Here is a 19,234-nt window from a genome sequence, read left to right as displayed (position 1 = left end):
GGCATCGGCCGCCGGACGCACGAGGACCCGGGGGTCCCCTCGAGGGCCGCCCGGCTGCGCCACGACATGGCCCTCGCGACCGAGCCGATGCTGATCGCGAGCGGCAAGGACGGCTCCACGAGGCCCCGACGGCTGGACGCTGCGCACGAACGACGGTTCCCGGGCCGCGTACGCGGAGCACACGGTGGCGATCACGGACAGCGACCCGAGGATCCTCACCGAGCGCCGGCAGCACCGTTCCGCCCCGCGGGGCGGGGCCCGCGGACGCCCCCGGCCCACACGGCCGACCCGCGCGGCACGCGCGGCGCACCGGCATTCACGGGGCGGCGGCACGGGCGGCACCCCGGCATGGGCGGCCCGCCGACACGGCAGCACCGCGGCACAGCGACACGGCGACAGCACACCGGCACCGGGACGGCAGCACGGCGGCACGGCGGCACGGCAGCACCGTGACGGCGGCACAGCAGCACGGTAGGACCGTGACGGCGGCACGGCAGCACGGCGACACGGCGACAGCACACCGGCACCGTGACGGCGGCGCGGCAGCACGGCGGCACGGCGACACGGCGACAGCACACCGGCACCGTGACGGCGGCACGGCGGCACGGCGGCACCGCGGCACCGCGGCACGGCGGCATACCGGCGCAGTGGCGCGGCAGCACACCGGCACCGTGACGGCAGGACGGCGGCGCGGCGGCACCGTGACGGCGGCACAGCAGCACGGTAGGACCGTGACGGCGGCACGGCAGCACCGTGGCACGACGGCATCCCAGCGCGGTGGCACGGCAGCACACCGGCACCGCGGCACGGCGCCCGCCAACACCTCAGCACGGCAGCACACCGGCACCGCGGCACGGCGCCCCGCCGACACGTCGGCACGGCAGCGCACCGGCGCGACGGCATACCCGGGCGGTAGCGCGGTGGTGTGCTCCAGGACATGCCGCGCCCTGCGGATCGTGCCATCGTGGTGTAGCCCGGCACGGACAGGGCAGCCGCCGCACCGGCAGCGCCAGTCGATCGAACGGAACGCCATGACCAGCGGCTTCTCCAGCCCGGAGGGGTACGGCGACCCCTTCGGCGAGTTCCTGGCCCGCTTCTTCGGCGGGCCCCGCCCCGGCCCCCGGCAGATCAACATCGGCCAGCTCCTCAGCCGGCCCGCGCGGGAGCTCGTGCGCGGCGCGGCCCAGTACGCGGCCGAGCACGGCAGCCGCGACCTGGACACCGAGCACCTCCTGCGCGCGGCCCTCGGCGCGGAGCCGACCCGTACGCTGCTCAGCCGGGCCGGCGCCGACCCCGAGTCCCTGGCGTCGGAGATCGACGAGCGCTCGGGCCCGGTCCAGCACCCGCCGGGCGAGGCGCCCCCGCCCACCTCGCTGTCGCTGACCCCTGCCGCGAAACGCGCCCTGCTGGACGCGCACGACCTGGCCCGGTCGCGCGGGGACGGCTACATCGGCCCGGAGCACGTGCTCAGCGCCCTCGCCTCGAACCCGGACTCCGCGGCCGGGCACATCCTCAACGCGGCCCGCTTCGCCGCCTCGAGCCTGCCGCCGGACCCGCCGGACGCCGCGCAGGCCCCCCGCCCCGGCGACCGGCAGCGGCCCACCGGGACGCCCACCCTGGACAAGTACGGCACGGATCTCACCGAGCTGGCCCGGCAGGGCCGGATCGACCCGGTGATCGGCCGCGACGACGAGATAGAGCAGACCATCGAGGTGCTCTCCCGGCGCGGCAAGAACAACCCGGTGCTCATCGGCGACGCGGGCGTCGGCAAGACCGCCATCGTGGAGGGGCTCGCCCAGCGGATCTCGGACGGAGACGTGCCGGACGTGCTGGTCGCGCGGCGCGTGGTCGCCCTGGACCTGACCGGTGTGGTCGCCGGCACCCGCTACCGCGGCGACTTCGAGGAGCGGCTGAACAACATCGTCGACGAGATCCGCGGCCACTCCGACCAGCTGATCGTCTTCATCGACGAACTGCACACCGTCGTCGGCGCGGGCGGCGGTGGCGAGAGCGGGTCGATGGACGCGGGCAACATCCTCAAGCCGGCCCTCGCCCGGGGCGAGCTGCACATCGTGGGCGCGACGACGCTGGAGGAGTACCGGCGGATCGAGAAGGACGCGGCGCTCGCCCGCCGGTTCCAGCCGATCCTCGTCCCGGAGCCGTCGGTCGCGGACGCGCTGGAGATCCTGCGCGGGCTGCGCGACCGCTACGAGGCCCACCACCAGGTCCGTTACACCGACGAGGCGCTCGTCGCGGCCGTCGAGATGTCCGACCGCTACCTCACCGACCGCCGCCTGCCCGACAAGGCGATCGACCTGATCGACCAGGCCGGCGCCCGGGTGCGGCTCGGTGCCCGCACCAAGGGCTCGGACGTGCGGGCCATGGAGCGCGAGGCCGAGGAACTGACCCGGGACAAGGACCAGGCGGTCGCGGACGAACAGTACGAGCAGGCCACCCGGCTGCGGGACCGCATCGTCGAGTTGAGGCGGCGCATCGAGGAGGCGACCGGTGAGGTCACCTCCGACGAGGGCCGGCATCTGGAGGTCACCGCGGAGGCGATCGCCGAGGTGGTGTCCCGGCAGACCGGTATCCCGGTGGCCAGCCTGACCCAGGAGGAGAAGGACCGGCTGCTCGCCCTGGAGGAGCATCTGCACGAGCGGGTCGTCGGCCAGGAGGAGGCCGTACGGGTGGTCGCGGACGCGGTGCTGCGCTCGCGCGCGGGGCTCGCCAGCCCGGACCGGCCCATCGGCAGCTTCCTCTTCCTCGGTCCGACCGGTGTCGGCAAGACCGAACTGGCCCGCGCGCTCGCCGAGTCGCTGTTCGGCAGCGAGGAGCGCATGGTCCGGCTCGACATGAGCGAGTACCAGGAGCGGCACACCGTGAGCCGTCTGGTCGGCGCCCCGCCCGGCTATGTCGGCCACGAGGAGGCCGGGCAGCTGACGGAGACCGTCCGCCGGCACCCGTACTCTCTGCTCCTGCTCGACGAGGTGGAGAAGGCCCACCCGGACGTCTTCAACATCCTGCTCCAGGTCCTCGACGACGGCCGGCTCACCGACTCCCAGGGGCGCACGGTCGACTTCACCAACACGGTGATCGTGATGACCAGCAACCTGGGTTCGGAGGCGATCACCCGGCGAGGCGCCGGCATCGGCTTCGGCTCGGGTGGCGCGGACGCCGACGAGGAGGCGCGGCGCGAGCAGATCCTGCGGCCGCTGCGCGAGCACTTCCGGCCGGAGTTCCTCAACCGGATCGACGAGATCGTCGTGTTCCGGCAGCTCACGAGCGAGCAACTGCGGCAGATCACCGACCTGTTGCTGGAGCGGACGCGGCGGCTGGTGCAGGCCCAGGGCATCACGGCCGAGTTCACCGACGCGGCCGTCGACTGGCTGGCAGAGCGCGGCTACCAGCCCGAGTACGGCGCCCGTCCGCTGCGCCGCACGATCCAGCGCGAGGTCGACAACCAGTTGTCCAGGCTGCTGCTCGACGGGCGGGTCGAGGAGGGCGACCGGGTCACCGTGGACGTCGAGGACGGGCGGCTCGCCTTCCGCGCGAACACCGGCGAACCACCCGCCCCCGAACTCTGACCCCGGCCGTGTGACCGGACGGCGTCAGGGCGCCGGACGCACCACCTGGGCCGAGCCGCCGCCGCGCCGCACAGTTTCGGCGGCGGCCAGCCACTTGCCGTCCGGCAGGCGCTGCACGGCGGTCGCGGCGCCGATCTCGGGGTTGAGCTTGAAGGAGTGCCCGATGGCCTCCAGCCGGGCCCGCAGACCGCCGGGGCTGGTGTCGTCGTAGAGGGCGGGCTCCAACTCCGTCTGCGCGGCGTTGCGTTGGCTCGCGCGCGGGGCGGCGATCGCGTCGACGAGCGGCAGCCCGCGGTCGAGGAACCCGGTCAGGGTCTGGAGCACGGTGGTGATGATGGTCGCGCCGCCGGGCGACCCCAGGGCCACCACCGGCTTGCCGTGCCGGTCGAGCACGATCGTCGGCGAGATCGACGACCGCGGCCGCTTGCCCGGGCCGGGCAGGTTCGGGTCGTGCACGGCCGGGCTGGCGGGGGCGAAGGAGAAGTCCGTCAGCTCGTTGTTGAGGAGGAAGCCGCGGCCGGGGACGGTGATGCCGCTGCCGCCGGTCTGCTCGATGGTGAGGGTGTAGGAGACCACGTTGCCCCACTTGTCGGCGACGGTGAGGTGCGTGGTGTTCTCTCCCTCGTACGTCGTCGGCGCCGCGGTGCCGCCCGTGCCGCAGGCGGCCGGGTGACGCGGGTCGCCGGGCGCCACCGGGCTGGTGAGGACCGCGTCGTCCTTGATGAGGCAGGCGCGGGAGTCGGCGTACTTCTGCGACAGCAACTGCTTCGTGGGGACGTCCTCGAAGGCGGGGTCGCCGACCCAGCGCCCGCGGTCGGCGAAGGAGATCCGGCTGGCCTCGATGAACCGGTGCAGGTACTGGACCTCGCTCGCCTTCGAAAGGTCGGTCTTCTCCAGGATGTTGAGGGCCTCGCCGACCGTCGTGCCGCCCGAGGACGAGGGCGCGATGGAGTAGACGCCCAGGCCCCGGTACGAGGTCTTCGTGGGCGCCTGGAGCTTGGCCCGGTAGGCCGCGAGATCCTTGGCGGACAGCTCGCCGGGCCGGGCGTTCCAGCCCGAGGCCGGGTCCACGGGCGGTTTGTCGACCGTCGCGACGATGTCCTCGCCGAGGTCACCGCGGTAGATCGCGCCGACGCCCTCGCGGGCCAGCTGCGCGTAGGTGCGGGCGAGGTCGGGGTTCTTGAACGTCGAGCCCACTACGGGGAGTTGTCCTCCGGGCAGGAACAGCTTCGCCGTGTCGGGGAAGTAGCGGAAGCGGGTCTCGTTGGCGGCGGTCTGGCTGCGGAAGGTCTCGTCGACGGTGAAGCCGTCGCGGGCGATGCGCTGGGCGGGCTTCAGGACCGTGCCGAGCCGTTCGCTGCCCCACTCCTTCAGCGCGGTCGCCCAGGTGGCGGGCGTGCCCGGCGTGCCGACGCCCAGGCCGCTGCTGACGGCGTCCGCGAAGGCGAGCGGCTTGCCGTTCTCCAGGAAGAGCCCGGAGTCCGCGGTCAACGGGGCGGTCTCCCGGCCGTCGATGGTGTGCACGGCCCGGGACTTGGCGTCGTAGTAGACGAAGTAGCCTCCTCCGCCGATGCCGGAGGAGTAGGGCTCGGTGACGCCGAGGGCTGCGGCGGTGGCCACGGCCGCGTCGACGGCGTTGCCCCCCTCGCGCAGCACCTCGATGCCGGCCGCGGAGGCGTCCGCGTCGACGCTGGCGACCGCGCCGCCGTAGCCGACCGCCACCGGGACCTTCGCAACAGCGGCTCTCTCGGCGGCGGGTGGCGCCGCGGCCCCCACCGTGACCACGGCGGCCGAGACCGCCAGGACCGACAGTTTCCGCGCGACAGGGCGACGCATCCGTACCTCCAGTCCAGGACAGTCCGCGCAGCGTAACCAGATTCCCGGGGCCCCGACAGCCTCCTTCCGGGCACTGTCATACGACTGCCACACCTCGAACACGGGTACGCCCCGACCGTGCTCGCCCGCTAGCATGCGCGCCCATGAACGACGACGTGCGCAACATCGTCCTGGGTGTGGTCGCGGCCGGCATCAGTGCCGCGCTCGGCTGGCTGACCCGCACCTACCTGTGGAAGCGCAGGCTCCGGCGCAAGCAGGCCTTCTTCGGGCTGCCCGAGAACTCGGAGTGCCTGCTCGTGGTGAACCGCGACGCGGGCAGCCCCGACCTCGCGGTGCACCGGCACGACGTGTTCGCGCTCCTGGAACTCGCCGCGCTCATCAAGGACTGCGGCGCGGGAACGGAGGTGGTCACCCAGGACGTGGCCCGGCAGGGTTTCGGCGAGCGGACGGAGTTCTGCGTCGGCGGCCCGGGGTCGAACCGGCGGATGGCGGCCCACATCCAGGCCATGCTGCCCGGGGTGCGCGTCAACACCGACCGTGAACCGGGCCCCGACCGGCTGGCGTTCCAGATCGGCAGCGAGCACTACCGCATGGAACCGGGTGTCACCGAGTTCGTCCTGCTGGCCCGGCTGACCGCGGGACGGCGGCGCGAGGCACGGCCGGTGTTCCTGTTCTGCGGACAGCGCGCGATCAACAACCAGGCCGCCACCCGCTATCTGGTCCGCAACCACGAGCGGCTGGCCCGCAAGCACGGCAACGGCTCCTTCGTGCTGCTCCTGAAGGTCGTCAACTCCCAGGCCTACGGCCCCGATGTGGTCGAACTGGTCGACGACGTGACCCGGGCGGCACAGGCTCCCCTTCCGGAGTCAACTATTGTTACCGCCACGTAACTTACCGGCGGGTTACTCCCGGTAGGGCGCGGCGGTTACCGTCAGGTCACTTTGCGACGGCGCAGCCAGGAGGAGTGACCCGTGGGACGAACGCACCGCATGGCCCTTCGCACGACCGCCATGGGCGCCGTCTCCGCGACCCTGGTCGCCGGCGGGGTCCTGGGCCTGGCGCCCGCCGCGCAGGCGGCCACCGGCGGCGTCCGCTACGTCGACATCGCCGGGGACGGCGGTACGGTCCTCAAGGCCAACGTGGTCACCCCCGCCGGCGCCGACGGCACCCGCCACCCGCTGATCGTGCTGCCGACCAGCTGGGGCTTCCCGCAGATCGAGTACCTCGCCCGGGCGCGACGGCTCGCCGACTCCGGTTACGTCGTGCTCAGTTACAACGTGCGCGGCTTCTGGCAGTCCGGCGGCGAGATCGACGTGGCCGGTCCGCACGACGTAGCCGACGCCGCCGAGGTCGTCGACTGGGCCCTCGCGAACACCCCCGCCGACCCGGAGCACATCGGTATGGCGGGCGTCTCGTACGGCGCCGGGATCAGCCTGCTGGCCGCCGCCCACGACCCGCGCGTCAAGGCCGTCGCCTCGCTCAGCGGCTGGGGCGACCTGATCGACTCGATCTACTCCGGCCGCACCCAGCACGTCCAGGCCGCCGCCGTACTGGACACGGTGGGCATGGTCACCGGCCGCCGGAGCGCCGAGTCCCAGGAGGTCTTCTCGGCGTTCTACTCCTCCGACCTGTCGAAGGAGAAGGACATCCTCGCCTGGGGGCAGAAACGTTCCCCCATCACCTACGCCGACCAGCTCAACCGCAACGGCGCGGCGGTCATGCTGGCCGGCGCCTGGGGCGACACGATCTTCCCGCCCAACCAGTCCGCCGCCTTCTACGAGCGGCTGACCGGCCACAAGCGGCTGGAGCTGCGCCCCGGAGACCACGCCACCGCCGAGCTCACCGGTCTGTTCGGGCTGCCCAACGACGTGTGGACCGACACCGAGCGGTGGTTCGACCACTACCTCAAGGGCGAGGACAACGGCGTCGACCGCGAACAGCCGGTCCGCCTCAAGTCCCGTTCCACCGGCGGCTACGAGGGATATCCGGACTGGAAGTCGGTGGCCGCGGACCGGCGGAGGTTCGCCCTCGCCGGCTCCCCCACGATCCACACCGGCGTGGACTCGGGCGCGGACGGCGGGACCGTCTTCCTGTCCAGCATCCTCGACCAGGTGGCGAAGCTGCCCCCGGTGGCCGCGATCCCCCTGCTCCCCCGCCGCTGGGCCGCCGTGTGGCAGTCCGCGAAGTACCCCACCGCACAGCGGGTGCGCGGCACCGCGAAGCTGCACACCACCGTCACCCCGACGGCGGAGAGCGGCACCCTCGTCGCCTACCTCTACGACGTGGGGCCGCTCGGCCTGGGCAAACTGGTCACCGACGCGCCGTACACCTTCCACGGACGGACGCCGGGCGAGTCGTTCGGTCTCGACCTGGACCTGTTCTCCACGGCCTACGACGTCCCGGCGGGGCACCGGCTCGCCCTGGTCGTCGACACCGTCGACCCGCTGTACGTCGAGCACAACCCGTCCGGCGCGCGGCTGACCTTCTCCTCGCCGGCGGACGACCCGTCGTACGTGTCGGTTCCGCTGCGCGAGCAGTGATCTCCGGCCGCCGCCGGGGCAGGTGGGCTCCGGGGCCGGCGCCGTCGCTCAGTGCTTGAGGATCTTGGAGAGGAAGTCCTTGGCCCGGTCGCTGCGCGGGGAGGTGAAGAACTCCTCGGGGGTGCGGTCCTCGACGATGCGGCCGTCGGCCATGAAGACCACACGGTTGGCGGCCGAGCGGGCGAAGCCCATCTCGTGGGTGACGACGACCATGGTCATGCCCTCCTGGGCGAGCTGCTGCATGACCTCCAGGACCTCGTTGATCATCTCGGGGTCGAGGGCGGAGGTGGGCTCGTCGAACAGGAGCGCCTTGGGGTCCATGGCGAGGGCGCGGGCGATGGCCACGCGCTGCTGCTGGCCTCCGGAGAGCTGTGCGGGGAACTTGTCGGCCTGGTCGGCGAGGCCCACCCGGTCGAGCAGTTCACGGGAGCGCCGGTCGGCCTCGTCCTTCTTGCGCTTGCGGACCTTCACCTGGCCCAGCGTGATGTTCTGGAGGACCGTCCGGTGGGCGAACAGGTTGAAGGACTGGAAGACCATGCCGACCTCGGACCGCAGCCCCGCCAGCGCCTTCCCCTCTTCCGGCAGCGGCTGTCCGTCGAGGGTGATCGAGCCGGACTGGATGGGCTCCAGCCGGTTGATCGCGCGGCACAGTGTCGACTTCCCAGACCCCGAAGGGCCGATCACCACGACCACCTCCCCCCTGCCGACGGTGAGGTTGACGTCCTGGAGGACATGCAGATCCCCGAAGTACTTGTTGACGTCACGCAGCTCGATCAACGGATCGACGGCCATGCGCAGCCCTACTCACTCTCAGCTGTGTCGTGGTCGCCGCAAACTATCCACACGGGGCCGCAGTTGGAGCACGACACGCACTTTTCAGTCATTAGCCGTATTTACGCGCCGTGCTCAGTTCTCGGCCACCTCCGCGTAGAGCTGGGACAGTTCGGGGGTGCCGGTCGCGGCCCACTCACGCCCCGCGGTGACCACGTCGACCTCCCGGCCGGACGCCAGCCGGACGGCCGGTTCCCCGCCGGGCCAGATCACCCAGACGGCACCGGGCACCGTGCGCACGACGACCGTCCCCAGGTAGAGACCGGCGTCATGGCCGAACCACGGCAGGGTCTCCTCGTCCTCCCGCCAACGCGGCGGAAGCTGGTCCAGTGCCTCCAACGAGGCGGCCGTGTCGTCGAGTCCGATCCCCTCCCGGGCCGCCTGGGAACGCAACAGTTCACACTCGGAGAGGAGTTCGGCGATCCCCTCGGGGTCCTCGGCCAGCACCGCCGCGCGGTACTTCTTGCTCCTGTTGCCCAGGAAAGGGATGTTCATAAGCCCAGCGTGACATTCGCACCGGCGTGCGCACCACAGGCGCGCTGGCATCCGCCGACGCCCGGACCCCCGCCCCGGGCGGGCCCGGGGCACCGGCGGACGGGCCCCGGCTCCCGCTACACGTCGAGGTCGACGACCACCGGAGCATGATCCGAGGCACCCTTGCCCTTGCGTTCCTCACGGTCGACGTAGGAGTCCTTGACGGCCTTGGCGAACGGCTCGTTGCCGTACACCAGGTCGATGCGCATGCCGCGGTTCTTGGGGAACGCCAGCTGGCGGTAGTCCCAGTACGTGAACGGGTGGTCGTACTTCAGGGGACGCGGGACGACGTCCGACAGGCCGGCCTCGCGCAGGGACGCCAGGGCGGCGCGCTCGGCCGGGGTGACATGGGTGAGGCCCTCGAAGGCGGCCACGTCGAACACGTCGTCGTCGGTCGGTGCCACGTTGTAGTCGCCCAGCACCGCGAAGGGGCGGCCACCCGCCGCGTCGCCCGCGACGGCGGCCTTGAGGGCTTCGAACCACTGGAGCTTGTACGCGTAGTGCGGGTGGTCGACCTCGCGGCCGTTCGGCACGTACACCGACCAGACGCGGACCGGGCCGCAGGTCGCCGCGATGGCGCGGGGCTCCGGCGCCCCGTCGTAGCCCGGGTCGCCGGGCAGGCCCTTGACGACGTCCGCCAGACCCACCCGGGAGATCACCGCCACGCCGTTCCACCGGCCCGTGGCGTGCACCGCCGCCTCGTAGCCCAGCTCGCGCAGCTGGTCGAGCGGGAACTGCGCCTCGGCGACCTTGGCCTCCTGGAGGCACAGCACGTCGGTGCCGCTGCTCTCCAGCCAGGCCAGCAGCCTCGGCAGGCGGGCGGTGATCGAGTTCACGTTCCAGGTCGCGATACGCATGCCTCACAACCTACCCGGAGGGTCCGACAACGCCGTCCCTCAGACCTCCGCGGACGTCCCCGGCGCCAGCCGGCCGTGCTCGGCGCCGCCCAGGTTGCCCAGGTGCGTGTCGTAGATCGGCCGGGCGAGGTCGGTGAGGAGCGCGTCGTGGATGTCGTAGACGCGCCGCGGCCGGACCTCGCGCACGTACTCGATGACCTCGGAGATCTTGTTCCAGGGGGCCTGGACCGGGGCCAGCAGGGTCTCCACCGGGTGGTCGGGGACGGTGAGCGCGTCTCCCGGGTGGAAGACGCGGCCCTCGTCGACGAGGAAGCCGACGTTGGTGACGCGCGGGAGGTCGGGGTGGATGACCGCGTGCAGCTCGCCGTGGACCTGGACGTCGAATCCGGCGGCCGTGAACCTGTCACCGTGCCCGATCGTGTGCACCCGGCCGGGGAACGCGGCGGCGAGCTTCTCCGCGACGGACCTCAGGGTCCAGATCCCGACGGCCGGGTCGGCCTCCAGGGCCGCCCGCAGCCGCCGCTCGTCGAAGTGGTCGGGGTGCTCGTGCGTGACCAGGATCGCGTCCGCGCCGACCGCTGCGTCCACCTCGCTGAACCCGCCGGGGTCGAGGACGAGTGTGCGCCCGTCCTTCTCCAGGCGCACACACGCGTGCGACTTCTTGGTGAGTGTCAGAGCCGTCATGGGACCCATCCTGCCCCCGCGTGCGGTGGACGGCTCACTCGGTGGGCGTGGTCTCCTCCCGGATGACCTGCTGGGCCACCTTGAACGCGCTGTTCGCCGCGGGAACGCCGCAGTAGACGGCCGCCTGGAGCAGCACCTCCTTGATCTCGTCCGGGGTGAGGCCGTTGCGCAGCGCGGCGCGGATGTGGAAGGCGAGCTCGTCCAGGTGACCTCCCGCGACCAGCGCGGTGAGCGTGACACAGGAGCGGGAGCGCCGGTCGAGGCCGGGCCGGTCCCAGATCTCACCCCAGGCATAGCGGGTGATGAACTCCTGGAAGTCCCCCGAGAAGTCGTCGGCCTGCGACAGCGCCCGGTCGACATGGGCGTCCCCGAGGACCTCCCGGCGCACCTTCAGCCCCGCGTCGTACGGATCGGGGCGGCCCATGACCTGCACCGGTTCGAGGACGGGAGCGGGTGCGATCTCCGCGATGGCCACCGGCTGCGGAGGCTGCTGGGGCACGGTCACGACCGCTCGGACGGGAATGCCCGGCACGGCGGTCTGCCCGGTGCCGGAGTCGTAGGCGGGCTGCCAGGCGGTGGAGAAGTGCCGGACCAGCAGGTCGGTCACGGCCGCGGGCTGCTCCACCGGGACCAGGTGCGAGGCTCCGGGTACGACGGCCAGCCGGGCGTCCGGGATGCCGGCCACCAGGGTGCGCGCCTCGGCGGGGCCGGTGACCTGGTCGTCCGAGCCGACGAGGACCAGCGTCGGCACCCCGACGAGGCCGATCTCGGCCCGCACGTCGAAGGCCGCGAGCGCCTCACAGGCCGCTATGTAGCAGCCGGGGTCGGTGGTGCGCACCATCTGCACGGCCCACTCGGTGATCGCGGGCTGCGCGGCGGCGAACCCGCTGGTGAACCAGCGGTCGGGCGAGCTGCGGGCGATGGGGTCGAGGCCGTTCGTGCGCACTATCACGCCCCGCTGCCGGAACTCGTCGGCCGTGCCGAACCGCGGCGAGGCCGCGATCAGCGCGAGCGAGGCGACCCGCTCCGGGTGCCGCAGTGCCAGCTCCACGCCGACCGCGCCGCCGAACGCGCAGCCCGCGTAGCCGAAGCGCTGGACGCCGAGCCCGTCGAGGGTGGCGAGCAGCCGCCCGGCGAGGTCGGAGACCGACCCGACCGGGTAGGCCGGGGCGCCACCGTGGCCGGGCAGGTCGTAACGGAAGATCCGCCACTGCTGGGCCAGCTCGGGGACCTGACGGTCCCACATGTGCCATGTCGTGCCCAGGGAGGGGCCCAGGATCAGGACAGGGGCGTCCTCCGGCCCGTCGAAACGGTATTGCAGGGTGTTGGTCGTACTCTCGCTCACCCGACTCACGCTCCCACATCTCACAATTTCTCACGCGCTTGGGTCGGAACCCCGTACAAGCCGTCCCCGGTTGTGGCAGCCCCGCGAAGATCCTCTGTACCGGGCCTTCACCCGCCCGCGCCGGACGGCCCGTGCGGCGCGATGCGCGTGCATCGTACAGACGGACCCCGCGCGGCCCGGGGCGAGCCCCGGGCCGACGCCCGTCCGTCGTACGCGCGTTCCCCTCACACCGCCCGGACGGGGTGCCGGACCACGGCGTCGAACAGATAGCCCTGGGTGTTCGGGACGGTCGTGTCGGGCTGGGTGCGGCCGGTGCTGTCGGTGGCCCGGGCCAGCAGGGTGTACCCGCCCGGAGCCGACGGGCGCCAGTCGGTGGACCAGCGGACCCAGCCCGCGCGGCGCGGGGCGTCGTGCAGCCGGGCACGCCGCCAGCGGGTCCCCCCGTCGGTGCTGACGTCGACGCGGACGACCGCTCCGGCGCCGGACCAGGAGCGTCCGGTCAGCCGGTGCACGGCGCCCGCTTCCAGGCTCGCGTCCCAGGGCAGCTCCCAGGCGCTCTTGACGGTCTGCCGGGTCAGCGGGGCGCTGCCGCCTTCGGGGTGGGCGCTGCCGAACAGCCGGTAGAAGTCCGTGTTCCAGGGCGAGTAGAGGGGCTGCGCGGACACCTCGATGTCCCCGACCCACTTGATCGAGGCGATACCGATCCAGTTCGGCACCAGGACGCGTACGGGGAAGCCGTGGTCGTACGGCAGCGGTTCGCCGTTCATCTCGTAGGCGAGGAGGACGTCGTCGAGCGCCTTGGACACCGGCAGGGGGCGACGGACCCGGCCGAGGTCGGTGCCGTCGGCGGTGACGTAGTCGGCGTCGAGGCCGCGGGGCAGGACGTCGACGGCGTGCCGGGAGAGCCCCGCCCGGCGCAGGACGTCGGCGAGGCGGACGCCGCGCCAGCGCGCGGTGCCGATCGCGCCCAGCGTCCACGCCGTGCCGCTGACCGTCTGGCCCTGCTGGGAGGTGAAGAAGCTGCGGCCGTTGCCCGCGCACTCCACGAACGCCGTGCGGGTGACCGAGGGGAGCCTCTTCAGGTCGGCGAGGGTGAACTCGACGGGGCTGCCGTGGGTGAGGCCGTCGCCGTGGACGGTGAGGGCCCACTCGTCGGCGTCGAGCACGGGCGTGGAGGTGTGGTTGCGGACGAAGAAGTGGTCGACGGGCGTGTGGTAGCCGGTGCCGGCCAGGGAGGCGAACTTGGTCTCGGCGTTGGTGCCCCGGACCGTGAACCGGTCGTCGGGGAGCGCCTTGACGATACCGGGGGACGTCGCCGCGGCGGCCGTCGCGGCGAACGCCGGGGCCGCGGCGGTGGCGAGCCCGGCGGCGGCGACGAGGCGCAGCAGATCGCGCCGGGAGACACCGTCGGCGCGGGCCTCGCCGGCCAGCCACTGGCGCAGTCTGCGGCGGTCGTAGGCGGATTCGGGCGTGGGAGACGTGGGCATGGGCCTGCCTTTCCGTACGCGGGATGCCTGGACCGGGACGCGATCAGGGCGTCAGAAGGCGCGGCGCGTCCACGGCAGGAGGGCGGTGAGGGGTGAGGTGAGGATCAACAACAGCCGCGCGAGAGCAGCGCGCGGTACCGCGGGGCGGGGCGGTGGTCGTCGAGAGTCACGGGCGCCATCGTACGAGGCGGGCGCGGAAGTGGGGAGCGGTTCGGGCGAGTCGGGCGGCCGGAGGGGCGCGGACGCCGACGGCCCGTGCCGGACTCCGCCGGGCGCCCCGCGCCCCGCGCGCCGATCGGGGCCCGGGCGCCCCGCGCGCCGATCGGGGCGGGCGCGGGTCGGGGTGGGCGCGGGCGCGGGCGCGGGTCAGGGCGGGCGCGGGCGCGGGTCAGGGCGGGCGGGCGCGGGTCAGGGCGGGCGCGGGCGCGGGTCAGGGCGGGCGCGGGTCAGGGCGGGCGCGGGCGCGGGTCGGGGCGGGCGGGCGCCTCAGAGCTCGTCGGAGCCGCCCAGGCCGGTCAGCGCACCCACCGGGTCCGGGTCGGGGGTGCCGCGGGGCCACCAGTCCTCGTCGCCCGGTTCGGACTCGTACGCGTACCACAACCCGTCGCGTCCGAAGCGGAGTTGGACGTGGCCGCGGGGGTGGGTGAGGTGGTTGTGGCGCGGACGGAAGGCCGGGAGGTCGGCGGCGAGGAGCAGCGGCCGGGCCCGGTCGAAGCGGCCGGCCGGCGGGTCCCAGGTCTCCTCCAGGACCGTGAGGCCGTCCGGCCCGCCCTGCCGCCAGGCCGCCACCGCGCGTGCCAGTTCGACCGGGGTGCGGCCGGCGGCCGAGGCGAGCGCGGCGTAGAGGGCGCGGGTGGTGACGGTGAGCCCGGAACCGGGCCGGGACGCGGCGAGCCGTACGGCGTCCCGCCAGAGGGTCAGCCCGCCGATCTCGTCCTGGCCGGTGGTCAGCAGGGCGTGGGCGCGGGCGGCCGCGTCGGTCGCGAGGTGGTCCAGCGCGAAGGAGTCGGGACCGTCGGGCACGGAGGGGTAGGCCGGGGGCTGCTCCGGGTGCGGGGGCACGGGCAGCGGGGCGGGCAGCGGCGGGAGCCGGCGGTCGGCGAGGGCTTCGGCGGCCCGTACGCCCGGCAGGGGTTCCGGTTCCTGCTCCTGGGCGGCGCGGGCCGCTCGGGTGGCGTTCCGGCGGGACAGCGCGTCCAGCACTTCGCGTTCGCCCCGGCCGCGCAGCAGGAGCAGCACGAACGGGTCGGCGTCGAGCAGCCGCGCGGTCTGGTAGCAGAGGGCGGCCGCGTGCTTGCAGGGGTGGCCGCGGTCGGGGCAACTGCACTGCGGCTCGAGGTCGCCGGGGCCGGGCAGCAGCGGCACCCCGCACTCGGCGAGGGACTCGGGCATCTCCTTGTCGAGCAGCGCGGCGATGTGCCCGGGGCGTTCGACGGCCGCCTCCAGGAAACGCTCCCAGTCCTCGGCACCGAGGGTGCGCAGCCGCACCTGCACGCGGTAGGGGCGGGGTCGGCTGCCCTGCACGTACGCCAGGACGAGCCCGGGGGTCACGGTGATGGCGTCCACGTTCCCCTGCTCCGCGTAACCGCGGCCGCGGGCCAGGCGTTTGGCGTCGAGGGCGCCCTCTTCCAGCGCGGTGACCCAGGCGTTGCCCCACCAGGTCCCGGCGAAGGCCTCGCCGGCGCGCGGCGGGAAGGCGGGGAACGTACGCCGGTGGTCACCGTCCCGTGCGGGAGCGGCCATGGAACGGACCGGGGCACGGGCCGCATCGGGAGGCGGGGAGGCCCCGCTCCCCTTGGGACTTCCGGAAGGTGCGCTCCCGGGGGGAGTCGCGGAGGGTGCGCTTCCGGGGCGATCCACGGAGGGCGCGTTCCCGGCGGGAGTCGCCGAGGGCGCGTTCCAGGCGGGAGTCGCCGAGGGCGCGCCCGCGAAGGAACTTGCCCCGCTCGCTGCCGCGTTGCCCACTGAGCCCCCGGTCTCATCCTCGGGATCGGCCGGCTCCACCGTCTCCGCCGACGGCATCTGGAAGGCACCCGCGAGCAACTCCCTTACGGCACGCGCGCGTTCGGCGGCCACCGGATCACGCGGGGCGGGATGGCGCCGGGTTTCGGCGGCACGGGCGTCGGTGGCGCGTGCGGCGGTGCGGGGACGGGCGCCGCCGTCACCGCGCGCGGCACCGCGGCCCGCCCGCGGCCGGTTCCCGGCCGCGCTCTCGCTCTGCCGTGCCTGCGCCCGAGCGGCCCGCAGGGCCTCCCTGGCGATGTCCCCGGGCCGCGAGCCGCTACCGGCCGACGGCACATCGGCAGCCGGGGGATCCCCCGCCGAGAACTCCGCCCGCGGGGCCTCCACCGGCCGCTCCGGCCGCTCCGGCCGCTCGGCTTCCGCCGACGGAACTTCCGTCCGTGGGACGGCGGCCACGGCGGGGTCGACGTCGTCGGCCGGGGCGGCTTCCCCGGGGGCCGAACCCGCCGGGGGCTCGGGGGTCGCCGGGGGCTCGGGGGCAGGGTCGGGTGGCGGCTGCTGGTCCTTCGCGCGCTTCCGGGCCGCGCGCAGCGCTCGGCGGGCCTCGTCGGCCGGGCCGGGGGCGGACCGCTCCCGTGGGTCCGCGGCCGGGACGGCGGGGGTGTCGGCCTTCTCCGTCTCGCCCATCACGCCTCCCTCCGCAGCCTGACCAGGTCGGACAGTTCACGGTCCGTGAGTTCGGTGAGCGCCGACTCGCCGGAGCCGAGGATCGCGTCGGCCAGGGCGCGCTTCGCCTGGAGCATCTCGGCGATGCGGTCCTCGACCGTGCCCTCGGTGATGAGACGGTGCACCTGGACCGGCTGGGTCTGGCCGATGCGGTAGGCGCGGTCGGTGGCCTGTTCCTCCACCGCCGGGTTCCACCAGCGGTCGAAGTGGACGACATGGCCCGCACGCGTGAGGTTGAGTCCGGTGCCGGCGGCCTTCAGGGAGAGGACGAGGACCGGCGTCGTGCCGGCCTGGAAGCGGTCGACCATCCGCTCCCGCTCGGGGATCGGCGTGCCGCCGTGCAGCAGGTCGACGGGGACCGCGCGGGCGGCGAGGTGCGCGGCGATCAGCCGGGCCATGCCGACGTACTGGGTGAAGACGAGGGCCGAGCCGTCCTCGGCGAGCAGGGTGTCCAGCAGCTCGTCCAGCAGGGCGAGCTTGCCGGAGCGGGCGGCCAGGGCGTCACCGACGGAGGCGGACTCCTGCTTGAGGTACAGGGCCGGGTGGTCGCAGATCTGCTTGAGCGCGCCCAGCAGCTTGAGCACCAGCCCGCGCCGGGCGATGCCGTCCGCCGTCTCGATGGCCAGCAGGGACTCGCGTACCACCGCCTCGTACAGCGCGGCCTGTTCGCGGGTGAGCGGGACCGGGTGGTCGGTCTCGGTCTTGGGCGGCAGCTCGGGCACGATGCCCGGGTCCGACTTCTTGCGGCGCAGGAGGAACGGACGGACCAGCCGGGCCAGGCGCTCCACCGCCTGGTCGTCCTCGCCGTTCTCGACAGCGCGCGCGTGCCGGGCGCGGAAGGACTTCAGGGGGCCGAGGAGCCCGGGTGTCGTCCAGTCCAGCAGGGCCCAGAGCTCGGAGAGGTTGTTCTCGACGGGGGTGCCGGTCAGGGCCACGCGCGCCGGGGTGGGGATCGTCCGCAGTGCCTTCGCGGTGGCCGAGTAGGGGTTCTTCACGTGCTGGGCCTCGTCCGCGACGACCATGCCCCAGGGCTGCCCGGCCAGGGTGGTGGCGGCCGAACGCATCGTGCCGTACGTGGTGAGGACGAAGCCGCCGCCGAGGTCCGCGAGGCTGCGGTCGGGGCCGTGGAAGCGGCGGACCGGGACTCCGGGCGCGAAGCGGTGGATCTCGCGCTGCCAGTTGCCCAGCAGGGAGGCCGGGCAGACCACCAGGGTCGGTTCGGTGCGGGCCCGCCGCAGATGCAGGGCGATGACGGTGATCGTCTTGCCGAGGCCCATGTCGTCGGCGAGGCAGCCGCCGAGACCGAGGGAGGTCATGAGGTCGAGCCAGGCCAGGCCGCGCAACTGGTAGTCGCGCAGGGTGGCGTGCAGGCCGGCGGGCGGATCGGCGGGGAGCACACCGGTGGTGAGGCGGTCGCGCAGGGCGGCCAGGGCGCCGACCGGAACCGCCTCGACGCTCTCGCCGTCGACCTCCGCGGTGCCGCTGAGGGCGGCGGACAGGGCGTCGACCGGGTCCAGCAGGCCGAGTTCGCGTTTGCGGGCCTTGCGTACGAGCGCCGGGTCGACCAGGACCCACTGGTCACGGAGCCGGACCACCGGGCGGTGGGCCTCCGCCAGGGTGTCCATCTCGGCCTCGCTGAGCGGGTCGCCGCCGAGCGCCAGCTGCCAGCGGAACTGGAGCAGTTCCTCGCTCTCGAAGAAGCCGGTGCCGTCGGTCGCCGAGCCGGGCGCGGTCCTGATCACCGCGCTCGCGCTGAGGTCCTGCGCCAGGTCCCTCGGCCAGTGCACGGCTACCCCGGCCCCCGCCAGCCGGGTGGCGGCCACCCCGAGCAGGTCGCTCAGCTCGTCCTCGGACAGGGCCAGGACGTCGGGCGCGTCCTGCTCGGCGAGCCGGGCGAGCGGCGGCCAGACGCGGGCCGCGCGCCGTACGGCGAGGGCGGCGTCCACGCGGGCGCGTGCCCCGAAGGCGGCGTCGGCCTCGCCCGCCCACAGGGCCGCCGCGTCGGTCATCAGGGTCGGGTCGGCGAGGCTGTGCACCTGCACGATCGCGGCGCCCGCCCGGCGCGTGCCCTCGCCGTCGTCGGGCCGGTCGAACATGTCGTACGCGGACAGGTCGAGGCGGAGCGAGATCCGCACGCCCGCGTCCATGCCGGCGGCGACCTCCGCGGCCCAGTCGTGCGCGCCGGGCAGCCGCTGCGGCCGGCGGTCCGCGAAGGGCTTCCCGCACGCGTGCGGAGCGGCCGGCGTACGGGGCAGGGTGTCCGCCACGGCGTCCAGGAAGGACCGCATCAGGGCCTCGGGCCGGGGCAGCCGGAGCGGCCCGGTGCCGGGCAGGGGCACCGCGTGGCCCTCGTGCGGGAGCGCGGCGGCGACCGCGCGGAGATGGGCGATGTCCTCCGGTTCGAGCGGGCCCGCCCGCCAGGCGTCGTGTCCCCCGGGTGTCAGGCCGGGCAGCAGGCGGCCCCGGGCGGTGAGCCGCAGCGCGTGCAGCGCGGCCGCGCCCCAGCAGGCGGTCGCGGGGTGGGCGGCTGGGTCGCGGCGGGCCCGCACGAGCAGCGGGAGCGCCTTGTCGAGCGGCAGGGACAGGGCGGGGATGCGGGCGCGGCTGATGGCGGAGCCACGGCGCCGGACGACGGTCAGCTCCGTGCGCTCCGCGTCCGGCGCGGTGGGCAGCGGGCCGTCGGCCGGGTCCCAGAAGGCGACGCGGCCCTCGCGCGGGAGGGGCGCGGGCAGGAAGACGGCGGCGAGCCGCACGGAGACGGTGTCGGCGCCGGTGCCGGTGCCGGGCTCCGCCGCGGCCGTGCCGTCGGCCATGACGCTCATGCCTTGTGTCCACCTCCCGCCCGCAT

Annotated in this window: 12 protein-coding genes; 3 read left to right on the top strand and 9 right to left on the bottom strand. The window is 74.0% G+C overall.

The annotated features are described in order from the left end of the window. Nucleotides 1-1,031: 1,031 nt before the first annotated feature. Nucleotides 1,032-3,584: an ATP-dependent Clp protease ATP-binding subunit gene (locus AOQ37_RS11365; RefSeq protein WP_062643878.1), complete on the top strand. Its 2,553-nt coding sequence runs from the start codon at nt 1,032-1,034 to the stop codon at nt 3,582-3,584. A gap of 24 nt (nt 3,585-3,608) precedes the next feature. Here AOQ37_RS11365 and ggt read toward each other — a convergent pair whose 3' ends face one another. Then, entirely contained in the window at nt 3,609-5,420 is a 1,812-nt protein-coding gene (gene ggt / locus AOQ37_RS11360; RefSeq protein WP_062643876.1) for a gamma-glutamyltransferase, read from the bottom strand. 143 nt (nt 5,421-5,563) lie between these two features. Here ggt and AOQ37_RS11355 point away from each other — a divergent pair, with 143 nt between their 5' ends. Both AOQ37_RS11355 and AOQ37_RS11350 read left to right on the top strand, forming a co-directional pair. Then, nucleotides 5,564-6,310, top strand: coding sequence for a hypothetical protein (locus AOQ37_RS11355; RefSeq protein WP_062643874.1), 747 nt, complete (start codon nt 5,564-5,566; stop codon nt 6,308-6,310). 99 nt (nt 6,311-6,409) lie between these two features. Then, nucleotides 6,410-7,960 carry a CocE/NonD family hydrolase gene (locus AOQ37_RS11350; RefSeq protein WP_107085179.1) on the top strand — a complete coding sequence of 517 codons (1,551 nt, stop codon included), beginning with the start codon at nt 6,410-6,412 and terminating at the stop codon, nt 7,958-7,960. Nucleotides 7,961-8,008: 48 nt separating this feature from the next. Here the strand turns inward: AOQ37_RS11350 and AOQ37_RS11345 are convergent, their stop codons facing one another. The 8 genes from AOQ37_RS11345 to AOQ37_RS11310 all read right to left on the bottom strand — a co-directional run bounded on the left by AOQ37_RS11345 (nt 8,009) and on the right by AOQ37_RS11310 (nt 19,199). Beyond that, nucleotides 8,009-8,752 carry an amino acid ABC transporter ATP-binding protein gene (locus AOQ37_RS11345; RefSeq protein ID WP_062643870.1) on the bottom strand — a complete coding sequence of 248 codons (744 nt, stop codon included), beginning with the start codon at nt 8,750-8,752 and terminating at the stop codon, nt 8,009-8,011. A 114-nt stretch (nt 8,753-8,866) separates the two neighbouring features. Beyond that, nucleotides 8,867-9,286 carry a DUF6278 family protein gene (locus tag AOQ37_RS11340; RefSeq protein WP_062643868.1) on the bottom strand — a complete coding sequence of 140 codons (420 nt, stop codon included), beginning with the start codon at nt 9,284-9,286 and terminating at the stop codon, nt 8,867-8,869. Nucleotides 9,287-9,402: 116 nt separating this feature from the next. Next, nucleotides 9,403-10,182, bottom strand: a complete 780-nt coding sequence (locus AOQ37_RS11335; RefSeq protein WP_062643866.1) for an exodeoxyribonuclease III — start codon at nt 10,180-10,182, stop codon at nt 9,403-9,405. A 39-nt stretch (nt 10,183-10,221) separates the two neighbouring features. Then, nucleotides 10,222-10,857, bottom strand: a complete 636-nt coding sequence (locus AOQ37_RS11330) for an MBL fold metallo-hydrolase (protein ID WP_062644449.1) — start codon at nt 10,855-10,857, stop codon at nt 10,222-10,224. Between the two features lie 43 nt (nt 10,858-10,900). Next, nucleotides 10,901-12,211: a bifunctional 3-oxoadipate enol-lactonase/4-carboxymuconolactone decarboxylase PcaDC gene (pcaDC, locus tag AOQ37_RS11325; RefSeq protein WP_062643863.1), complete on the bottom strand. Its 1,311-nt coding sequence runs from the start codon at nt 12,209-12,211 to the stop codon at nt 10,901-10,903. 224 nt (nt 12,212-12,435) lie between these two features. Next, complete coding sequence (locus AOQ37_RS11320) at nt 12,436-13,698, bottom strand: sulfite oxidase (RefSeq protein WP_062643861.1); 1,263 nt, start codon at nt 13,696-13,698, stop codon at nt 12,436-12,438. A gap of 486 nt (nt 13,699-14,184) precedes the next feature. After that, nucleotides 14,185-16,347 carry an SWIM zinc finger family protein gene (locus tag AOQ37_RS11315; RefSeq protein ID WP_078890126.1) on the bottom strand — a complete coding sequence of 721 codons (2,163 nt, stop codon included), beginning with the start codon at nt 16,345-16,347 and terminating at the stop codon, nt 14,185-14,187. Beyond that, entirely contained in the window at nt 16,347-19,199 is a 2,853-nt protein-coding gene (locus AOQ37_RS11310; protein ID WP_062643859.1) for an SCO1167/SCO6262 family helicase, read from the bottom strand. The genes AOQ37_RS11315 and AOQ37_RS11310 overlap by 1 nt, the downstream gene beginning before the upstream one ends. Nucleotides 19,200-19,234 lie beyond the last annotated feature (35 nt).

The organism is Streptomyces maremycinicus, from assembly GCF_001184025.1.
Lineage (GTDB): Bacteria > Actinomycetota > Actinomycetes > Streptomycetales > Streptomycetaceae > Streptomyces > Streptomyces maremycinicus.
This window is presented reverse-complemented; position numbering and strand designations above follow the sequence as displayed.